The following is an 18329-nucleotide window of genomic DNA, read 5'->3' on the forward strand; positions in this document are numbered from 1 at the left end:
CGGCAGCTCCTACAGGGGATCGGGGTCGGTTCAGGGTTGGTGTCAGCCCCCACCCTTTGAAACTCCCGTGACCCGAGTCCTGACCCGATGAACACAGAATTTCGCAAGAACCTGCCCGGCACTCCGCTGGATTACTTCGACGTCCGTGCGGCTGTCGATGTGATCCAGCCCGGCGCCTACGACACCCTGCCGTACACCTCGCGCGTGCTGGCGGAAAACCTTGTGCGTCGCTGCGACCCGGCCACGCTGACCGAATCCCTGAAGCAATTCATCGAGCGCAAGCGCGACCTCGATTTCCCTTGGTTCCCGGCGCGGGTTGTCTGCCATGACATTCTCGGTCAGACCGCACTGGTCGACCTCGCCGGTCTGCGTGACGCGATTGCCTCGCAGGGTGGTGATCCGGCGCAAGTCAATCCGGTGGTGCCGACGCAACTGATCGTCGACCACTCGCTGGCGGTCGAGGCGGGGGGCTTTGATGCGCAGGCGTTCGAGAAGAATCGCGCCATCGAAGATCGTCGCAATGAAGACCGTTTTCACTTCATCAACTGGACCAAAAAAGCCTTCAAGAATGTTGATGTGATCCCGCCGGGCAACGGCATCATGCACCAGATCAACCTGGAGAAAATGTCTCCGGTGATTCAGGTGCGTGACGGCGTGGCGTTCCCCGACACTTGCGTCGGTACCGACAGCCACACCCCGCACGTCGATGCGCTGGGCGTGATCGCCATCGGCGTCGGCGGCCTCGAAGCCGAGAGCGTAATGCTCGGCCGCGCCTCGTGGATGCGCCTGCCAGAAAGCGTCGGGGTCGAACTGACCGGCAAGCTGCAACCGGGCATCACCGCCACCGACATGGTGCTGGCGCTGACTGAATACCTGCGCAAGCAGAAAGTCGTCGGCGCGTGGCTGGAGTTCTTCGGTGAAGGCGCTGCCGCGCTGACCCTCGGCGACCGCGCAACCATCTCCAACATGGCCCCGGAATACGGCGCCACCGCGGCGATGTTCTACATCGACCAGCAGACCATCGACTACCTCAAACTCACCGGACGTGAAGATCAGCAAGTGCAGCTTGTCGAGCACTACGCCAAGACCACCGGTCTGTGGGCCGACAGCCTCAAAGGCGCGCAATACGAGCGCGGCCTGACCTTCGACTTGTCGTCGGTGGTGCGCAACATGGCCGGCCCGAGCAACCCGCACGCTCGCGTAGCAACCTCGGATCTGGCGGCCAAAGGCATCTCCGGTCAGTGGGATGACGTGCCGGGGCAAATGCCCGATGGCGCGGTGATCATCGCGGCCATCACCAGTTGCACCAACACCAGCAATCCGCGCAACGTGATTGCCGCCGGCCTGATCGCGCGCAATGCCAACCGACTCGGATTGACGCGCAAACCGTGGGTCAAATCCTCGCTGGCGCCGGGTTCGAAAACCGTGGCGCTGTACCTCGACGAAGCGGGGCTGACCACCGAACTGGAACAACTCGGTTTCGGCGTCGTGGCGTTCGCCTGCACCACGTGCAACGGCATGTCCGGCGCACTGGACCCGGTGATCCAGCAGGAAATCATCGACCGCGATCTGTATGCGACTGCCGTGCTCTCGGGCAACCGCAACTTCGACGGCCGCATCCACCCGTACGCCAAGCAGGCCTTCCTTGCATCGCCGCCCTTGGTGGTCGCGTATGCCATCGCCGGGACCATCCGTTTCGACATCGAGAAGGATGTCTTGGGCGTGGTCGACGGCAAGGAAATTCGCCTCAAGGACATCTGGCCGAGCGACGAAGAAATCGACGCCGTGGTGAAGTCTTCGGTCAAGCCTGAGCAGTTCCGTCAGGTCTACATCCCGATGTTCGCCATCCATGAAGACACCGGCCCGAAAGTCACGCCGCTGTATGACTGGCGCGAGATGAGCACCTACATTCGCCGTCCGCCGTATTGGGAAGGCGCGCTGGCCGGCGCGCGTCCGCTCAAGGGCATGCGCCCGCTGGCGGTGCTGCCGGACAACATCACCACCGATCACCTGTCGCCGTCGAACGCGATCATGCTCGACAGCGCCGCCGGCGAATACCTGGCGAAAATGGGCTTGCCGGAAGAGGACTTCAACTCCTACGCCACCCACCGTGGCGACCACTTGACCGCCCAGCGCGCGACGTTCGCCAACCCGAAACTGTTCAACGAAATGGTCTTGGAAAACGGCAAGGTCAAGCAGGGTTCGCTGGCCCGTGTCGAGCCGGAAGGCAAAGTCATGCGCATGTGGGAAGCCATCGAAACCTATATGGAACGCAAGCAGCCGCTGATCATCATCGCCGGCGCCGATTACGGTCAGGGTTCGTCCCGCGACTGGGCGGCCAAAGGCGTGCGTCTGGCGGGTGTCGAGGCAATTGCCGCGGAAGGTTTCGAGCGTATCCATCGCACCAACCTGGTGGGCATGGGCGTGTTGCCGCTGGAGTTCAAGGCGGGCACCGACCGTCACACCCTGGCCATCGACGGCAGCGAAACCTACGACGTGATTGGCGAGCGCAAACCGCGCGCCGACCTGACGCTGGTGATCCATCGCAAGAATGGCGAGCGCGTCGACGTGCCGGTGACCTGCCGCCTCGATACCGCTGAAGAAGTGTCGATCTACGAGGCCGGCGGCGTGTTGCAACGCTTCGCGCAGGACTTCCTCGAAGAGTCGGCGGTTGCCGTTTAAATCATCGGATGTGGGCATGGGACTTCAAGTCCCATGCCCTCGTTAAGGAGCACCATGGTTCACGTTCCGCAAATCAAGATTCCCGCCACCTACATGCGCGGCGGTACCAGCAAAGGCGTGTTCTTCAGCCTGAAAGATTTGCCTGAAGCGGCGCAGGTTCCAGGCCCCGCCCGCGACGCCTTGCTGCTACGCGTGATCGGCAGCCCCGACCCGTACGACAAGCAAATCGACGGCATGGGCGGCGCCACTTCAAGCACCAGCAAAACCGTGATCCTGTCGAAAAGCACTAAGGCGGATCACGACGTCGATTACCTGTTTGGCCAGGTCTCCATCGACAAGCCGTTCGTGGACTGGAGCGGCAACTGCGGCAATCTGTCGGCGGCGGTCGGTTCGTTTGCGATCAGCAACGGCCTGGTCGACGCCAGCCGCATTCCGCACAACGGTGTCGCCGTGGTGCGCGTGTGGCAGGCCAATATCGGCAAAACCATCATCGCCCACGTGCCGATCACCAACGGTGAAGTGCAGGAAACCGGGGATTTCGAACTCGACGGCGTGACCTTTCCAGCGGCCGAAGTGCAGGTGGAGTTCATGGAACCGGCGGCAGAAGAAGAGGGCGGTGGTGGCTCGATGTTCCCCACCGGCAACCTGATCGATGAGCTGGAAGTGCCGGGTGTTGGCACGTTCAAGGCGACCATGATCAATGCGGGTATTCCGACGATTTTCGTCAACGCCGAAGACATCGGTTACACCGGCACCGAACTGCAAAGTGCGATCAACAGCGACCCGAAAGCCTTGCAGATGTTCGAGACCATCCGCGCTTATGGCGCTTTGCGCATGGGCCTGATCTCGAGTCTTGATGAAGCGGACAAGCGCCAACACACGCCGAAAGTCGCGTTCGTCGCCAAGCCTGCGGATTACGTGGCATCCAGTGGTAAAGCGATTGCTGCCGGTGACGTTGATTTGCTGGTGCGTGCGTTATCGATGGGCAAATTGCACCACGCCATGATGGGCACGGCTGCGGTGGCAATCGGCACTGCGGCGGCCATTCCCGGGACGCTGGTGAACCTTGCGACGGGTGGCGTTGAGCGCAGCGCCGTGCGTTTCGGCCATCCTTCCGGCACGTTGCGCGTGGGCGCCGAGGCCAGTCTGGAAAACGGTGAGTGGGTGGTAAAAAAAGCCATCATGAGCCGCAGTGCGCGCGTCCTGATGGAAGGCTATGTGCGCGTCCCTGGTGATTCTTTCTAAACGACAACTTCCCCTGTAGGAGCTGCCGAAGGCTCGGGCCGCGATCGGACGATCTTTTGATCTGGTTCTTAAAGGAAAGATCAAAAGATCGCAGCCTTCGGCAGCTCCTACATGGGGGTCGCATTTCAATTCTAAAAGTCCATTGCCTGAACCGAGGTCCCATCAACGAACCACTTAAAGAGTGAATCGAACATGAGCGCCAACGTCGACCTGAACAACCGCCCCGACTACGACCGTGTCCTGCAGGACATCGCCGACTACGTTCTGACCTTCAAAGTTGAATCCACCGAAGCCCTGAACACCGCCCGCCACTGCCTGATGGACACGCTGGGTTGCGGTCTGCTGGCGCTGCGTTTTCCCGAATGCACCAAGCACCTTGGCCCCATCGTCGAAGGCACCGTCGTGCCGTTTGGCGCTCGAGTGCCGGGCACCAGCTATCGCCTTGATCCGGTGAAAGCAGCGTGGGATATCGGTTGTATCGTGCGCTGGCTCGACTACAACGACACCTGGCTCGCCGCCGAGTGGGGGCATCCGTCGGACAACCTCGGCGCAATTCTCGCGGTGGCCGATCACCTCTCGCAGAAGCGCTTGGCCAACGCTGAAGCAGCGCTGACGATTCGCGATGTGCTGGAAGCGATGATCATGGCTCATGAGATTCAGGGCGTCATTGCTCTGGAAAACTCCTTCAACCGCGTAGGGCTTGATCACGTCATTCTGGTCAAAGTCGCCTCGACCGCCGTGACCGCCAAACTGATGGGCGCCAATCGTGAGCAGATGTTGTCGGCGCTGTCCCATGCATTCGCCGACGGTCAGGCGCTGCGCACCTACCGTCATGCACCGAATGCTGGCTCGCGAAAATCCTGGGCAGCGGGGGATGCGTCCAGCCGTGGCGTGCGTCTGGCCGACATCGCCATGCGCGGCGAAATGGGCATTCCCGGTGTGTTGAGTGCCAAGCAGTGGGGTTTTTACGACGTACTGTTCAGCCACACCAACAGCGATCTGGCGTTGAAGCCGCAAGACAAACGCGCCTTCGCTTTCTCACGGCCATTCGGCAGTTATGTGATGGAAAACGTCCTGTTCAAGATCAGCTTCCCCGCCGAGTTCCACGCGCAAACCGCGTGTGAAGCCGCGGTGACGTTGCATCCGCAGGTGCGCAATCGTCTGCACGAAATCGAGCGAATCGTCATCACCACCCACGAATCGGCGATCCGCATTATTTCCAAGGTCGGGCCGCTGGCCAACTCTGCCGACCGCGATCACTGCATTCAATACATGACCGCTGTGCCGTTGGCCTTCGGCAACCTGATCGCCGAGCAATACGAGGACGATTTCCACAAAGCGCATCCGATCATCGATGTGCTGCGCGAGAAAATGCTTATTGTCGAAGAGCCGCGTTTCAGCCGCGAATACCTCGAGGCCGACAAGCGCTCGATTGCCAACGCCGTGCAGGTGTTTTTCAAGGACGGCACCAGCACTGACAACGTCGTGGTGGAATACCCGATCGGCCATCGCCGCCGCCGTGCGCAGGGCATTCCTTTGCTGGAAGACAAGTTCAAGGCGAACCTGGCAACACGCTTCACCGGCCAGCGCAGCGCCGAGATCTTCGCGCTGTGCAAAGATCAGTCGCGGCTGGAAGCCACTCCCGTAAACCGCTTCGTAGACCTTTTCGTGATCTGACGCAAACCCTGTAGGAGCTGCCGCAGGCTGCGATCTTTTGACTTTGATTGTAAAAAAACAAGATCAAAAGATCGCAGCCTGCGGCAGCTCCTACACGGACGATTTGCGCCATTTTTCGATGGGCAGTTTGGTGATCGCAAAACCACCCAACAAAATCGCCGAATAGATCATCAATTCCCGGGACAGGGTTTGCCCTTCGTACCAGGCGCCGATGATCACGGCGAACACCGGGAAAATGATAAACACGAACGACAGAATGATCGGGCTCAGGCGTTTAAGCAGCAAAAAATAAACGATGAATCCACCCACCGACGCCACCAGCCCGAGATAGAGCAGGGCAGCCCATGAGCGCGCGGTCACGTCCTGGAAGCTCGGCGCTTCGAAGCCCAAGCCGACAATAAATAACATTAGCCCGGCGATGCCGATCGGCAGCGTGTTGTAGGTGATCACGCTGATGGCGCTGCCGTGCTTTTTCGTCACTACGTAGCACAATGCATGCATGACCGCTGCGCAGAGAATCGCCAGCACACCAAGCCATTCCGCCTGATCCAGATGCAAGCCTTGGCTGCGAATGATCATGAACAAACTGGCGAAGCCGATGGCGATGCCGAGCATTTGCGACGGATAGATTTTCTCGCGCAGAAACACCGCCGAAAACAGCAGGATAAACACCGGCATGCAACTGAACAGCAGCGCCGTCAGGCCAGACGACACGTGCATCTCGCCATAGTTGAGCAGGTAGTAGGGCAGGCTGAAATACGACAGCGTGACGAACACAAAAAACCAGCGACTTTGGCGCGGAAACAGCAGGGGTTCCTTGCGCAACACCGCGAAGCTGAGGAACAGTGGGAAGGCAATCAGAAAGCGCAGGCCAGCGGCGGTGAGTGGAGGCACGCTTTCCACGGCAATCTTGATCCCCAGCCATGTGGTGCCCCAGCTCAGGCAAACGATGAGAAACAGGCTGCTGGTGATCAATCCGGCAAGCCAGGGTTTGCTGATGTTCATCGGTGAGCTGATGGCGGTCGACATGTTGGGTGCTCCGAGCTGGGAATTGACCTCATGACTGAAAAGGTCTATTCCTGATTGAACCTGTTTTCAATACGCTATTCGGGGCGAGAATGAGTGTCAAAGCAAGTATTGCCATGGTGTCAATCCTTCGTGACGGCCTCGCCCATGGCGCAGGCGTCAAGTACAAACGCTTGGCCGATGCGGTCGAAAAGGCCATCGGCGAGGGCGTTATCGAGGCAGGCAGCAAGCTGCCACCGCACAGACTGTTGGCCGATAGTCTTGGCGTCACCATCGGCACCATCAGTCGTGCTTACGGTGAGCTTGAGCGTGTCGGATTAGTCGTGGCCCGCGTAGGAGACGGCACCTATGTGCGTCAGCGCGGGATGGAACGGCCGCAGGACAAAGGCTTTCGCAATGTCAGCGACGAGCCGCCTGCGTGTTTCGACATGAGTCGCAACCAGCCGATCCCCGGCCAGGAAGCAGCGTTCATGCGCGAATGTCTGGTCGAGCTGGCCAATGATCCGGGCTTGTTACAGCAATTGACCGGGTACACCGCCGAAGGCGGATTGGCCAGGCATCGGGTGGCGGGGGCGGTGTGGTTGCGCCACGGGCATTTCGTGCCACACGCCGATCAGGTGCTGTGCGTCAACGGAGGTCAGCACGGTTTGCTGTGCGCCTTGATGGCTTTGCTCAAGGCCGGCGACACGGTCGTGACCGAGCATTTGTCCTACCCCGGATTGATCAGCGTCGCACGTCAACTTGGGATAAAACTCATCGGCGCCGCGATGGATGACGAAGGACTGTTGCCCTCGGCGCTGGAGGATATATGCCGTCAGCATCGGGTAGCGGCGGTGTATTGCACGCCAACGATCCAGAATCCTACAGCCGCCGTGATGTCGATCCCACGGCGCGAGGCGATTGCCGAGGTGTGCCGCCAGCACAATCTGCTGATCATCGAAGACGAAGCCCACGCTGTGCTCGACCGCCAGCGCCCGCTGCCATTGAGTTATTTCGCTCCTGAGCGCTCGGTGTTGATCGGTAGTTTGAGCAAGGCTGTTTCCGCCGGGTTGCGGGTCGGTTATCTGCACGCGCCGCAAGCGTTGATCGGGCGCATCAGTTCAGCCATTCGTACGACGTGCTGGATGGCTAATCCGCTGTCGATGGAGGTGGCGAGCCTGTGGATCGAAAACGGCATGGCCGAACGCTTGCTGGATGAGCAGATCACGGAAATTGGCCGCCGCAAGGCGTTGGTTGCGGGCGTACTGGACGGCTTGAGCTACAAGACGCACACCTACAGTCCGCACTTTTGGGTAGAGGTGCCGGCGTTGTGGCGAGCGTCGCAGATTGCCGCGGAGTTGAAAGAAAACAACTATCTGGTGGCGACCGCTGAGGCGTTTGCGGTGGGGCATGCGGCGGTGCCGCAGTTTATTCGGGTGAGTGTGTGTAATACGGTGGGGGATGACAGCATGTTGCTCGCAGGCTTTGAGGCTCTGAAGCACGCCTTGACGGAACCCAATCCTGTGTAGGAGCTGCCGAAGGCTGCGATCTTTTGATGTTGATGTTTAAAACAAGATCAACAGATCGCAGCCTTCGGCAGCTCCTACAGGGGGCATGCGGGGTTACTTGAACCGCCGCTCCACCCCTTTCTCCACCAGAATCTTCGCCGAAATCTCTTCCACCGAAAAATGCGTGGAATTGATGTTCGGGATGTTTTCACGGCGAAACAGGTTTTCCACTTCGCGCACTTCAAATTCGCACTGGGCATAGCTCGAATAGCGGCTGTTGGGTTTGCGCTCGTTGCGGATCGCGGTGAGGCGGTCCGGGTCGATGGTCAGGCCGAACAGCTTGTGCTGATGGGCGCGCAGGGCGGGCGGCAGTTGCAGGCGCTCCATGTCGTCTTCGGTCAGCGGGTAGTTGGCCGCGCGGATACCAAATTGCATGGCCATGTACAGACACGTCGGCGTCTTACCACATCGCGACACGCCCACTAGAATCAGATCGGCCTTGTCGTAATAGTGCGTGCGGGCGCCGTCATCGTTGTCGAGGGCGAAGTTCACCGCCTCGATCCGCTCCATGTAATTGGAGTTGTGCCCGATCGAATGCGACTTGCCGACGGTGTAGGAAGAATGCTCGGTCAGTTCCTGTTCAAGCGGGGCCAGGAAGGTCGAGAAAATGTCGATCATGAAACCATTGGACGTTGCGAGAATCTCACGAATGTCCTGATTGACGATGGTGTCGAAGATAATCGGGCGAAAGCCGTCGGTTTCGGCGGCTTTATTGATTTGTTGTACCATGGCCCGCGCTTTATCCACGCTGTCGATGTACGGTCGCGTGAATTTGCTGAAGGTAATGTTTTCGAACTGCGCCAGGAGGCTTTGACCCAGGGTTTCGGCAGTAATGCCGGTGCCATCGGAGATAAAGAAAGCAGATCGTTTCATTTGCACCTTGGGCCTTAAGCTAATAACGAATCTTGGATATGATAGGCGCGATTTGCCGGCCGCCATTGGCCAGCATTCTCACTTATTTTCCAGGTCCAGGCCATACAACCGGCCAACGCTCCCCCGAGCAGCCGGTTTCTGAGCTTTTCCAACACAGTTAGTGGAGAGATCACCTTGGTAGAGTACGTAGTTTCCCTCGATAAGCTCGGCAAACACGATGTTGAGCATGTGGGGGGCAAGAACGCATCCCTGGGCGAGATGATCAGCAACCTGGCGGGTGCCGGTGTGTCGGTCCCCGGCGGCTTTGCCACCACCGCTCAGGCCTATCGCGACTTCCTCGAACTGAGTGGCCTCAACGACCAGATCCACCAGGCCCTCGATGCGCTCGACGTTGATGATGTCAACGCACTGGCCAAGACCGGCGCGCAGATCCGTCAATGGATCATGGACGCCGAATTTCCGGAAAAACTCAACGCCGAGATCCGCACCGCGTTCGCCACGCTGTCGGCCGGCAACCCTGACATGGCCGTGGCCGTGCGTTCTTCCGCCACCGCCGAAGACTTGCCGGACGCATCCTTCGCCGGTCAGCAGGAAACTTTCCTGAACATCCGTGGCGTGGAAAACGTTATCCGCGCTGCCAAAGAGGTGTTCGCCTCGCTGTTCAATGACCGTGCGATTTCTTACCGCGTGCATCAGGGCTTCGACCACAAACTGGTCGCCCTGTCTGCCGGCGTGCAGCGCATGGTGCGTTCGGAAACCGGCACCGCCGGCGTGATGTTCACCCTCGATACCGAATCCGGTTTCCGTGACGTGGTGTTCATCACCGGCGCCTACGGTCTGGGCGAAACCGTCGTTCAAGGCGCGGTGAACCCGGACGAATTCTATGTCCACAAGGGCACGCTGGAGGCCGGTCGTCCGGCGATCCTGCGTCGCAACCTGGGCAGCAAAGCCATCAAGATGATTTACGGCGAAGTCGCCACGGCCGGCAAGTCGGTCAAGACCATCGACGTCGACAAGGCTGATCGCGCGCGTTTCTGCCTGTCCGATGCTGAAGTCAGCGAGCTGGCCAAGCAGGCGATGATCATCGAGAAGCACTACCAGTGCCCGATGGACATCGAGTGGGCCAAGGACGGTGACGACGGCAAGCTGTACATCGTGCAGGCCCGTCCGGAAACCGTGAAAAGCCGCACCCAGGCCAACGTCATGGAACGTTACCTGTTGAAAGAAACCGGCACCGTGCTGGTTGAAGGTCGCGCCATCGGCCAGCGCATCGGTGCAGGTAAAGTGCGGATCATCAAGGACGTGTCCGAGATGGACAAGGTCCAGCCGGGCGACGTACTGGTTTCCGACATGACCGACCCGGACTGGGAACCGGTAATGAAGCGCGCCAGCGCCATCGTGACCAACCGGGGCGGGCGTACCTGCCACGCGGCGATCATCGCCCGTGAGCTGGGCATTCCGGCCGTTGTCGGTTGCGGCAACGCCACCCAGTTGCTGAAAGATGGCCAGGGCGTAACCGTGTCCTGCGCTGAAGGCGACACCGGTTACATCTTCGAAGGTGAACTGGGCTTCGACATCAAGAAGAACTCCGTGGACGCCATGCCTGATCTGCCGTTCAAGATCATGATGAACGTCGGCAACCCGGACCGCGCCTTCGACTTCGCGCAACTGCCGAACGCCGGTGTGGGCCTGGCCCGTCTGGAATTCATCATCAACCGCATGATCGGCGTGCACCCTAAAGCGCTGCTGAACTACGACGGTCTGCCGCAGGAAATCAAGGACAGCGTCGACAAGCGTATTGCCGGCTACGATGATCCGGTTGGCTTCTATGTCGACAAACTGGTCGAAGGCATCAGCACCCTGGCAGCAGCGTTTACGCCGAAAAAAGTCATCGTGCGTCTGTCGGACTTCAAGTCCAACGAATACGCCAACCTGATCGGCGGCAAGCTCTACGAGCCGGAAGAAGAAAACCCGATGCTGGGCTTCCGTGGCGCTTCGCGTTACATCAGCGAATCGTTCCGCGATTGCTTCGAACTCGAATGCCGCGCGCTGAAGCGTGTGCGCAACGAGATGGGCCTGACCAACGTCGAAATCATGGTGCCGTTCGTGCGCACCCTCGGCGAAGCCAGTCAGGTTGTTGATCTGCTCGCAGAGAACGGCCTGAAGCGTGGCGAAAACGGTCTGCGCGTGATCATGATGTGCGAATTGCCATCCAACGCGATTCTGGCTGAAGAGTTCCTTGAATTCTTCGACGGTTTCTCGATCGGTTCCAACGACCTGACTCAGCTGACGCTGGGTCTGGACCGTGACTCCGGGATCATCGCGCACCTGTTCGACGAGCGTAATCCGGCCGTCAAGAAACTGCTGTCGAACGCGATTCAGGCGTGCAACAAGGCTGGCAAATACATCGGTATCTGCGGTCAGGGCCCATCCGATCACCCGGATCTGGCGCGCTGGCTGATGGAGCAGGGCATCGAAAGCGTGTCGCTGAACCCGGACACCGTGCTGGAAACCTGGTTCTTCCTCGCGGAAGGCCAAGCGCAGGCTTGATGGTTATGTGAACGGGCCGCTCTACTGCAGGAGCGAGCCTGCTCGCGAAGACGGACTGGCATTCAACATCGATGTCGACAGATGTACCGCTTTCGCGAGCAAGCTCGCTCCCACAAGGGGTAAGGCTTTGAGATTTAAGTAGGGCGAGCGCCTCCGGATGCCGCCCTTTTTTGTGCAAGAGCATTATGCAAAGCAGCAGTAACCTATTTCCTGTCGCCCTGATCAGCGCCGAGCGGCGCGGCGATCTGAGCGAAGACGTTTATCGTCTGAAACCCGGCAACAGCCCGGACTGGTCCGTAGAAATCGCCGTCACCCGTTTGGGCATGGCCGATGAACCGGCGGTGCGCGGTGTGCCGGTCATTCTGTTGCACGGCAGTTTTTCCAACCGGCGATTCTGGTTCTCGCCCAAGGGTCTGGGGCTCGGCGCTTATCTGGCACGGCTGGGCTTCGACGTGTGGATTCCGGAGATGCGCGGTCACGGTTTATCGCAGCGCAACGAGGAATACCGCAGGAACCGTGTCGCCGACTACGCCAGGTACGATTTGCCGGCAATCGCCGCATTCGTGCGTGAGCAGAGTGGGCAGGTGCCGCACTGGATTGGCCATTCGCTGGGCGGCATTACCCTGGCGGCGGCTCTCGGTGGCGAGTATCTGGGCGAACCTGCCGTAGCGTCGGCAGCGTTTTTTGGCACTCAGGTCAGCCGTACTTACTGGCCGCTGAAGATTCCGCCGGTTGAATGGAGCGGTCGCTTCATTCTCAAGCGTTTCGCGCAGTTGTCGGGCTCACGCCTCAAGCGCGGACCGGAAGATGAGCCCATTGGCCTGGCCATCGAGAGCATGCGCTGGTACGGCCTGTTCGGCCGGTTTGGTGACAAGGACAAAGACTGGTGGGCCGGTCTGGCTGATGTTCAGGTGCCGGTGCTGGCGGTAAGTGCGGCGGGGGATCATCAGGATCCTGCGTGGGCTTGTCGCAAACTGTTCGAGCAGATGGGTTCTGAGCACAAACAGTTCATCAATCTGGGGCGCGAACAGGGCTACAACGATAATTTCGGCCATGTCGAAATGTTGGTGAGCAAGGCTGCACAGACGCAGGTATGGCCACTGGTGGCACGCTGGTTGAACGATCAGCACACGCCGTTACTGGGTGAGAAGCCGGATCTGGCGGCAGCGGTCTGAGTCGCGAGGCGCTGAAAAAAGGCCATTTCGTTCGGGTCGGCTTGCGGCTAAGATATGACGCATTGTGCGGTTCTGGTCACTTTTAGTGGCTGATTTGCTATTACGTTTCAGCGTTTGTTCAGGTTCGTTCAGCGACCCTTGCATGAACTAAGGTAAACAGCGACTGCCGGAACTCGTCTCACAAGAGTGCGTCATCCTTGATCGTCTTCCTTTTTACAGGAGTTTTTCGATGAACCATTACCTCACGCCTGACCTGTGCGACGCCTATCCGGAACTGGTCCAGGTGCTGGAACCGATGTTCAGCAATTTCGGCGGCCGTGATTCATTCGGCGGCGAAATCGTGACCATCAAATGCTTCGAAGACAACTCGCGGGTCAAGGAGCAGGTCGAGCTCAAAGGGAATGGCAAGGTACTGGTGGTCGACGGTGGTGGTTCGCTGCGTCATGCCCTGCTGGGGGACATGCTGGCCGAGAAAGCCGCGAAAAACGGTTGGGAAGGGCTGGTGATCTACGGTTGCATCCGCGACGTCGATATCATCGCGCAGACCGATCTGGGCGTGCAGGCCCTTGCTAGCCACCCGAGGAAGTCCAACAGGCGCGGGCTCGGCGACCTTGACGTTCCAGTAACTTTCGCCGGTGTGACGTTCCACCCGGGCCACTACATTTATGCGGACAACAACGGCGTGATCATCTCGCCGAGCCCGCTGAAGATGCCTGAATAAGCTTTTGACAAAGGGATGAGGATGTTCGAGGAAGAAAACGCGCAATGGGGGCTGGTGCATGCCCTGGTGCTGGACGGTAGAGGCGGTGCGCGTTCGATAGCCCGGACTGAGCTCGACGATTTGCAGCTACAGGCCCATGAAAGCCTGTGGCTGCACTGGGATCGCAGTCATCCGCAAACCCAGACCTGGCTGCGCAAATCCAGCGGCCTGAACGAATTCACCTGCGACTTGCTGCTGGAAGAGAACACCCGGCCGCGCCTGTTGCCGTTGCCGGATTCCGAGTTGCTGCTGTTTTTGCGCGGTGTGAACCTCAATCCGGGTGCCGAACCGGAAGACATGGTTTCGGTGCGGATTTTTGCCTCTGCCCAGCGTGTTATCTCCCTGCGTTTGCGTCCGTTGCGGGCCACGGATGAACTGCTGACGATTCTGGCAGAGGGCAAAGGCCCGAAAACGTCCTCCGAGCTGATCCTTTATCTGGCGCAATTCCTCACTAACAAGGTGCAGGATCTGGTCACTTGCCTCTCGGAAATCGCCGATGAGGAAGAAGAAAAGATGGATGCCGACGAACGGTATACCCCGGAGCACGGATCGATTTTGCACATCCGTCGAAGGGCGGCCGGACTGAAGCGGTTTCTCGCTCCACAACGGGATATTTTCGGCCAGATGACGCGGATAAAACTGCCGTGGTTTGTCGATGATGATGCCGATTACTGGAACGAATTGAACAACAGCCTGACCCGCTATCTCGAAGAACTCGAATTGACCCGAGAGCGCGTGGGGCTTGTCCTGGAGGCAGAAGACCGGCGTTTGAGCGTGCGCATGAATCGCACGATGTACCGCTTCGGCATCATCACCTGCATCTTTTTACCAATGAGTTTTATCACCGGTCTGCTGGGTATAAATGTGGGCGGAATTCCGTTCGCGAGCAGCCCTTATGGTTTCCTGATCGCCTGCTTGACGGTGCTCGCCATGGCCTTCGGCCAATGGTGGTTATTCCGTCGTTTGCGCTGGGTCTGAACATGGCGCATGTGACCCGACCAAATCTGCCCGCGTCTTTCACAGACATCACGAGAGGTGCGTATGCACGATCCGTTTGAACAGTCTTTGCGCGACATGCTCAACGCCTCGCCGTCCAGCCGTGACGACGATGCGTGCCTGGGCCGCGTACTCAAAACCGCCAACCGTCAGGTCGGCGCCGGCGATCTGTTCAGCCTGCTGGGCCGCTGGCTGCCCGCGCTGATGATCGCCCTTAATAACGGATCGGCCCACGTCTCGCCGGTTTCCCGTCTTCGTAAACCTACCGCTCGCACTGCTGATAAGGCTGATTGAATATGGAACTTGATCTCTGGACTCAGAGCCTCGTCACTGCAATGACTGCGTTGTGGACCAAAGTCGCCAACTTCATCCCGAACCTGTTCGGCGCACTGGTGGTGCTGCTGTTGGGTTTCGTCGTGGCCAAGCTGCTCGATACCTTGCTGTCCAAACTGCTCGCCAAATTGGGCCTCGATCGCCTGATGGGCGGCACCGGGCTGACCAAGTTGCTGTCGCGCGCAGGGCTTCAGGTTCCGATCTCGACACTGATCGGCAAGATCGTTTACTGGTTCGTTCTGCTTATTTTTCTGGTTTCTGCAGCAGAATCCCTTGGCCTTGAGAGAGTTTCAGCTACGCTCGATATGCTGGCGTTGTATTTGCCGAAAGTATTTGGCGCAGCCCTGGTGTTGCTGGTGGGCGTTTTGCTCGCGCAATTGGCCAATGGGCTGGTGCGTGGGGCGGCAGAAGGCGTAGGCCTGGACTACGCTTCGGGGCTGGGGCGAATCGCTCAGGGGCTGGTGATCATCATCAGCATCTCGGTCGCGATCAGTCAGCTTGAGGTCAAGACCGACCTGCTGAACCATGTGATTGTCATTGTATTGATTACCGTTGGTCTGGCGGTTGCGCTGGCCATGGGGTTGGGAAGCCGGGAAATTGCCGGTCAGATTCTTGCGGGAATCTATGTGCGTGAGTTGTACCAGGTTGGGCAACAAGTGCGTGTTGGCGAGGTCGAAGGTCAGATCGAAGAGATCGGCACGGTTAAAACCACATTGCTGACCGATGAGGGTGAGCTAGTCTCTCTTTCCAATCGGATCCTGCTGGAACAGCATGTGAGTAGCCGCTAATCCGGCAAACCCTGCTAATGTATGCCGCCGCGAAAGCCAGCCGAAGCTGGTTGCGGCGGACATTGACCTGACTGTCGGCACGACTTGTTTTGAATAAAGCCCAAACGTTATCTACGCGCTACGACCCCCGCGAGCTCTCTGATGAGGAGTTGGTCGCGCGCTCGCATACCGAGCTGTTTCACGTGACGCGCGCCTATGAAGAACTGATGCGGCGTTACCAGCGAACATTATTTAACGTCTGCGCGAGATATCTTGGGAACGATCGCGATGCAGACGATGTCTGTCAGGAAGTGATGTTGAAGGTGTTGTATGGCCTGAAGAATTTCGAGGGGAAATCGAAGTTCAAAACCTGGCTGTACAGCATCACTTACAACGAATGCATCACGCAGTATCGGAAGGAACGGCGAAAGCGTCGCTTGATGGACGCATTGAGTCTTGACCCCCTCGAGGAAGCGTCCGAAGAAAAGACGCCAAAACCCGAGGACAAGGGCGGGCTTGATCGCTGGCTGGTGTATGTGAACCCGATTGACCGCGAAATTCTGGTGCTACGATTTGTCGCAGAGCTTGAATTTCAGGAAATCGCAGACATCATGCACATGGGTTTGAGTGCTACAAAAATGCGGTACAAACGCGCTCTAGATAAATTGCGTGAGAAATTTGCAGGCATTGCTGAAACTTAGTTCAGCGCAAATATCTCTTACGTGTAGGCAAGTTCTGATAGACTTGCCGCCGAGTTGTCCCCCGGTTTGCGGGACTGCTTCACAATCACCAGATGGGGATTTAACGGATGAAACTGAAAAACACCTTGGGCTTGGCCATTGGTTCTCTTATTGCTGCCACTTCGTTCGGCGCTCTGGCACAAGGCCAAGGCGCAGTTGAAATCGAAGGCTTCGCTAAGAAAGAACAATTCGACAGCGCTCGTAACTTCAAGAACAACGGCAACCTGTTCGGCGGCTCGATCGGTTACTTCCTGACCGACGACGTTGAACTGCGTCTGGGCTACGACGAAGTGCACAACGTACGTGCCGACGACGGCAAGAACGTAAAAGGCGCTAACACCGCTCTGGACGCTCTGTACCACTTCAACAACCCGGGCGACATGCTGCGTCCGTACGTTTCGGCCGGTTTCTCTGACCAGAGCATCGACCAGAACGGTTCGAACGGTCGTAACCGTTCCACCTTCGCCAACGTTGGCGGCGGTGCCAAGCTGTACTTCACTGACAACTTCTACGCCCGTGCTGGCGTTGAAGCTCAGTACAACATCGACCAGGGCGACACCGAGTGGGCTCCAAGCGTCGGTATCGGTGTGAACTTCGGTGGCGGCTCCAAGCCTGCTGCTGCTCCAGTTCCAGCACCAGCTGAAGTCTGCTCCGACAGCGACAACGATGGCGTTTGCGACAACGTCGACAAGTGCCCAGACACCCCAGCCAACGTAACTGTTGACGCTGATGGCTGCCCGGCAGTTGCTGAAGTTGTTCGTGTTGAGCTGGACGTTAAATTTGACTTCGACAAATCTGTTGTTAAAACCAACAGCTACGGCGATATCAAAAACCTGGCTGACTTCATGAAGCAGTACCCATCCACCACCACTACTGTTGAAGGTCACACTGACTCCGTCGGTCCTGACGCTTACAACCAGAAACTGTCCGAGCGTCGTGCAAACGCCGTTAAGCAAGTTCTGACCAACCAGTACGGTGTTGAATCGTCCCGCGTTCAGTCTGTTGGCTACGGCGAATCCCGCCCAGTTGCTGACAACAAAACTGACGCTGGCCGCGCTGTAAACCGTCGCGTAGAAGCGCAGGTTGAAGCTCAAGCTAAGTAATTAGCTGCCGCTCTGAGAAAAGCCCGGCTTAGGCCGGGCTTTTCTTTGTCTGCGATTTGGTAAAGCGCCAGCACTTACAAGGCGTATGCACTCCCAATGTAGGAGCTGCCGAAGGCTGCGATCTTTTGATCTTCTGCAACTGCAGCGACAGCACCAATCACCAGGATGGCCGGACTTTTCAGCTCAAACGCAGAGGCATCCCACTCCATCGCCATCAGATCACTTCGGCACTCGCGCTGATGTGGCAGCGAGGCGTTTTCGATCATCGCTACCGGCGTATCCTCCGCCATCCCGCCCGCCAACAATTGCTCACGAATCTCGCCCAGCTTGGCCACACCCATGTAGATGACCAGCGTCGTCCCGCCTTGCGCCAGTGCCTGCCAGTTCAATTGGCTGTCATCCTGCGTATGCGCAGTCACCAGCGTCACGCCGCGCGCCACACCGCGCAGGGTCAGGGGGATATCGCACTGCGTCGCACCGGCCAGCCCGGCAGTGATGCCGTTGACCAACTCGACCTCGACACCACGCTCGCGTAACCACTGAGCCTCTTCACCGCCACGACCGAAGATGCACGGATCACCGCCCTTGAGCCGCACCACGCATTTGCCGTGACGGGCGTAGCGCAACATCAGACGATGGATGAAGGCCTGCGGCGTCGAGCGGCAGCCACCGCGCTTGCCCACCGCAATGATTCGCGCGGCGGGGCAGTGTTCCAGCACGGCATCGTTTACCAGATCATCAATCAGCACGACATCGGCCTCACGCAAGGCGCGCACCGCTTTGAGGGTCAACAGTTCCGGATCACCAGGGCCTGCGCCCACCAACCAGACTTTCGCATTCATGGTGTCTTCCCTC

Annotated in this window: 15 protein-coding genes; 12 read left to right on the forward strand and 3 right to left on the reverse strand. The window is 58.6% G+C overall.

Annotation, left to right across the window (positions count from 1 at the left end; all coding sequences use genetic code 11):
- Positions 1–87: 87 nt before the first annotated feature.
- From acnD to prpD, 3 genes are all read left to right on the forward strand, one after another.
- On the forward strand, positions 88–2682 hold the full coding sequence (gene acnD / locus ICA16_RS21790) for a Fe/S-dependent 2-methylisocitrate dehydratase AcnD (RefSeq protein WP_210701530.1): 2595 nt from the start codon (positions 88–90) through the stop codon (positions 2680–2682).
- A 54-nt stretch (positions 2683–2736) separates the two neighbouring features.
- Positions 2737–3927 (forward strand): 2-methylaconitate cis-trans isomerase PrpF, encoded by a 1191-nt coding sequence (gene prpF, locus ICA16_RS21795; RefSeq protein ID WP_210701532.1) that lies wholly within the window; start codon positions 2737–2739, stop codon positions 3925–3927.
- Between the two features lie 192 nt (positions 3928–4119).
- Positions 4120–5604 carry a 2-methylcitrate dehydratase gene (gene prpD, locus ICA16_RS21800; protein ID WP_210701533.1) on the forward strand — a complete coding sequence of 495 codons (1485 nt, stop codon included), beginning with the start codon at positions 4120–4122 and terminating at the stop codon, positions 5602–5604.
- 90 nt (positions 5605–5694) lie between these two features.
- Here the strand turns inward: prpD and ICA16_RS21805 are convergent, their stop codons facing one another.
- Positions 5695–6609, reverse strand: coding sequence for a DMT family transporter (locus ICA16_RS21805; RefSeq protein WP_210701775.1), 915 nt, complete (start codon positions 6607–6609; stop codon positions 5695–5697).
- 113 nt (positions 6610–6722) lie between these two features.
- Here ICA16_RS21805 and ICA16_RS21810 point away from each other — a divergent pair, with 113 nt between their 5' ends.
- Positions 6723–8138, forward strand: coding sequence for an aminotransferase-like domain-containing protein (locus ICA16_RS21810; protein WP_210701536.1), 1416 nt, complete (start codon positions 6723–6725; stop codon positions 8136–8138).
- 93 nt (positions 8139–8231) lie between these two features.
- On the opposite strand, the gene ppsR is transcribed toward ICA16_RS21810, so the two are convergent.
- Positions 8232–9050 carry a posphoenolpyruvate synthetase regulatory kinase/phosphorylase PpsR gene (ppsR, locus tag ICA16_RS21815; protein WP_042558495.1) on the reverse strand — a complete coding sequence of 273 codons (819 nt, stop codon included), beginning with the start codon at positions 9048–9050 and terminating at the stop codon, positions 8232–8234.
- 174 nt (positions 9051–9224) lie between these two features.
- Here ppsR and ppsA point away from each other — a divergent pair, with 174 nt between their 5' ends.
- From ppsA to ICA16_RS21855, 8 genes are all read left to right on the forward strand, one after another.
- Positions 9225–11600 (forward strand): phosphoenolpyruvate synthase, encoded by a 2376-nt coding sequence (gene ppsA / locus ICA16_RS21820; protein ID WP_150594597.1) that lies wholly within the window; start codon positions 9225–9227, stop codon positions 11598–11600.
- A 185-nt stretch (positions 11601–11785) separates the two neighbouring features.
- The gene (locus tag ICA16_RS21825; protein ID WP_210701538.1) at positions 11786–12775 is read left to right on the forward strand and encodes an alpha/beta fold hydrolase; all 990 of its coding nucleotides are present in this window, start codon (positions 11786–11788) and stop codon (positions 12773–12775) included.
- Positions 12776–13004: 229 nt separating this feature from the next.
- Positions 13005–13496, forward strand: coding sequence for a ribonuclease E activity regulator RraA (rraA, locus tag ICA16_RS21830; RefSeq protein WP_100847899.1), 492 nt, complete (start codon positions 13005–13007; stop codon positions 13494–13496).
- A gap of 21 nt (positions 13497–13517) precedes the next feature.
- The gene (locus ICA16_RS21835) at positions 13518–14513 is read left to right on the forward strand and encodes a zinc transporter ZntB (RefSeq protein ID WP_042558498.1); all 996 of its coding nucleotides are present in this window, start codon (positions 13518–13520) and stop codon (positions 14511–14513) included.
- A gap of 63 nt (positions 14514–14576) precedes the next feature.
- A complete protein-coding gene (locus tag ICA16_RS21840; protein WP_008076827.1) occupies positions 14577–14825 on the forward strand; it encodes a hypothetical protein in 249 nt (82 codons plus the stop codon).
- A 2-nt stretch (positions 14826–14827) separates the two neighbouring features.
- Complete coding sequence (locus tag ICA16_RS21845) at positions 14828–15652, forward strand: mechanosensitive ion channel family protein (protein ID WP_008048604.1); 825 nt, start codon at positions 14828–14830, stop codon at positions 15650–15652.
- Between the two features lie 89 nt (positions 15653–15741).
- Positions 15742–16332 (forward strand): RNA polymerase sigma factor SigX, encoded by a 591-nt coding sequence (gene sigX / locus ICA16_RS21850; protein WP_150601341.1) that lies wholly within the window; start codon positions 15742–15744, stop codon positions 16330–16332.
- A 107-nt stretch (positions 16333–16439) separates the two neighbouring features.
- Positions 16440–17474 carry an OmpA family protein gene (locus ICA16_RS21855; RefSeq protein WP_150601342.1) on the forward strand — a complete coding sequence of 345 codons (1035 nt, stop codon included), beginning with the start codon at positions 16440–16442 and terminating at the stop codon, positions 17472–17474.
- A gap of 74 nt (positions 17475–17548) precedes the next feature.
- On the opposite strand, the gene cobA is transcribed toward ICA16_RS21855, so the two are convergent.
- Positions 17549–18316 carry a uroporphyrinogen-III C-methyltransferase gene (gene cobA / locus ICA16_RS21860; RefSeq protein WP_210701539.1) on the reverse strand — a complete coding sequence of 256 codons (768 nt, stop codon included), beginning with the start codon at positions 18314–18316 and terminating at the stop codon, positions 17549–17551.
- Positions 18317–18329 lie beyond the last annotated feature (13 nt).

It is taken from the genome of Pseudomonas anatoliensis (genome assembly GCF_017976235.1).
In the GTDB taxonomy this organism is placed as follows: domain Bacteria; phylum Pseudomonadota; class Gammaproteobacteria; order Pseudomonadales; family Pseudomonadaceae; genus Aquipseudomonas; species Aquipseudomonas anatoliensis.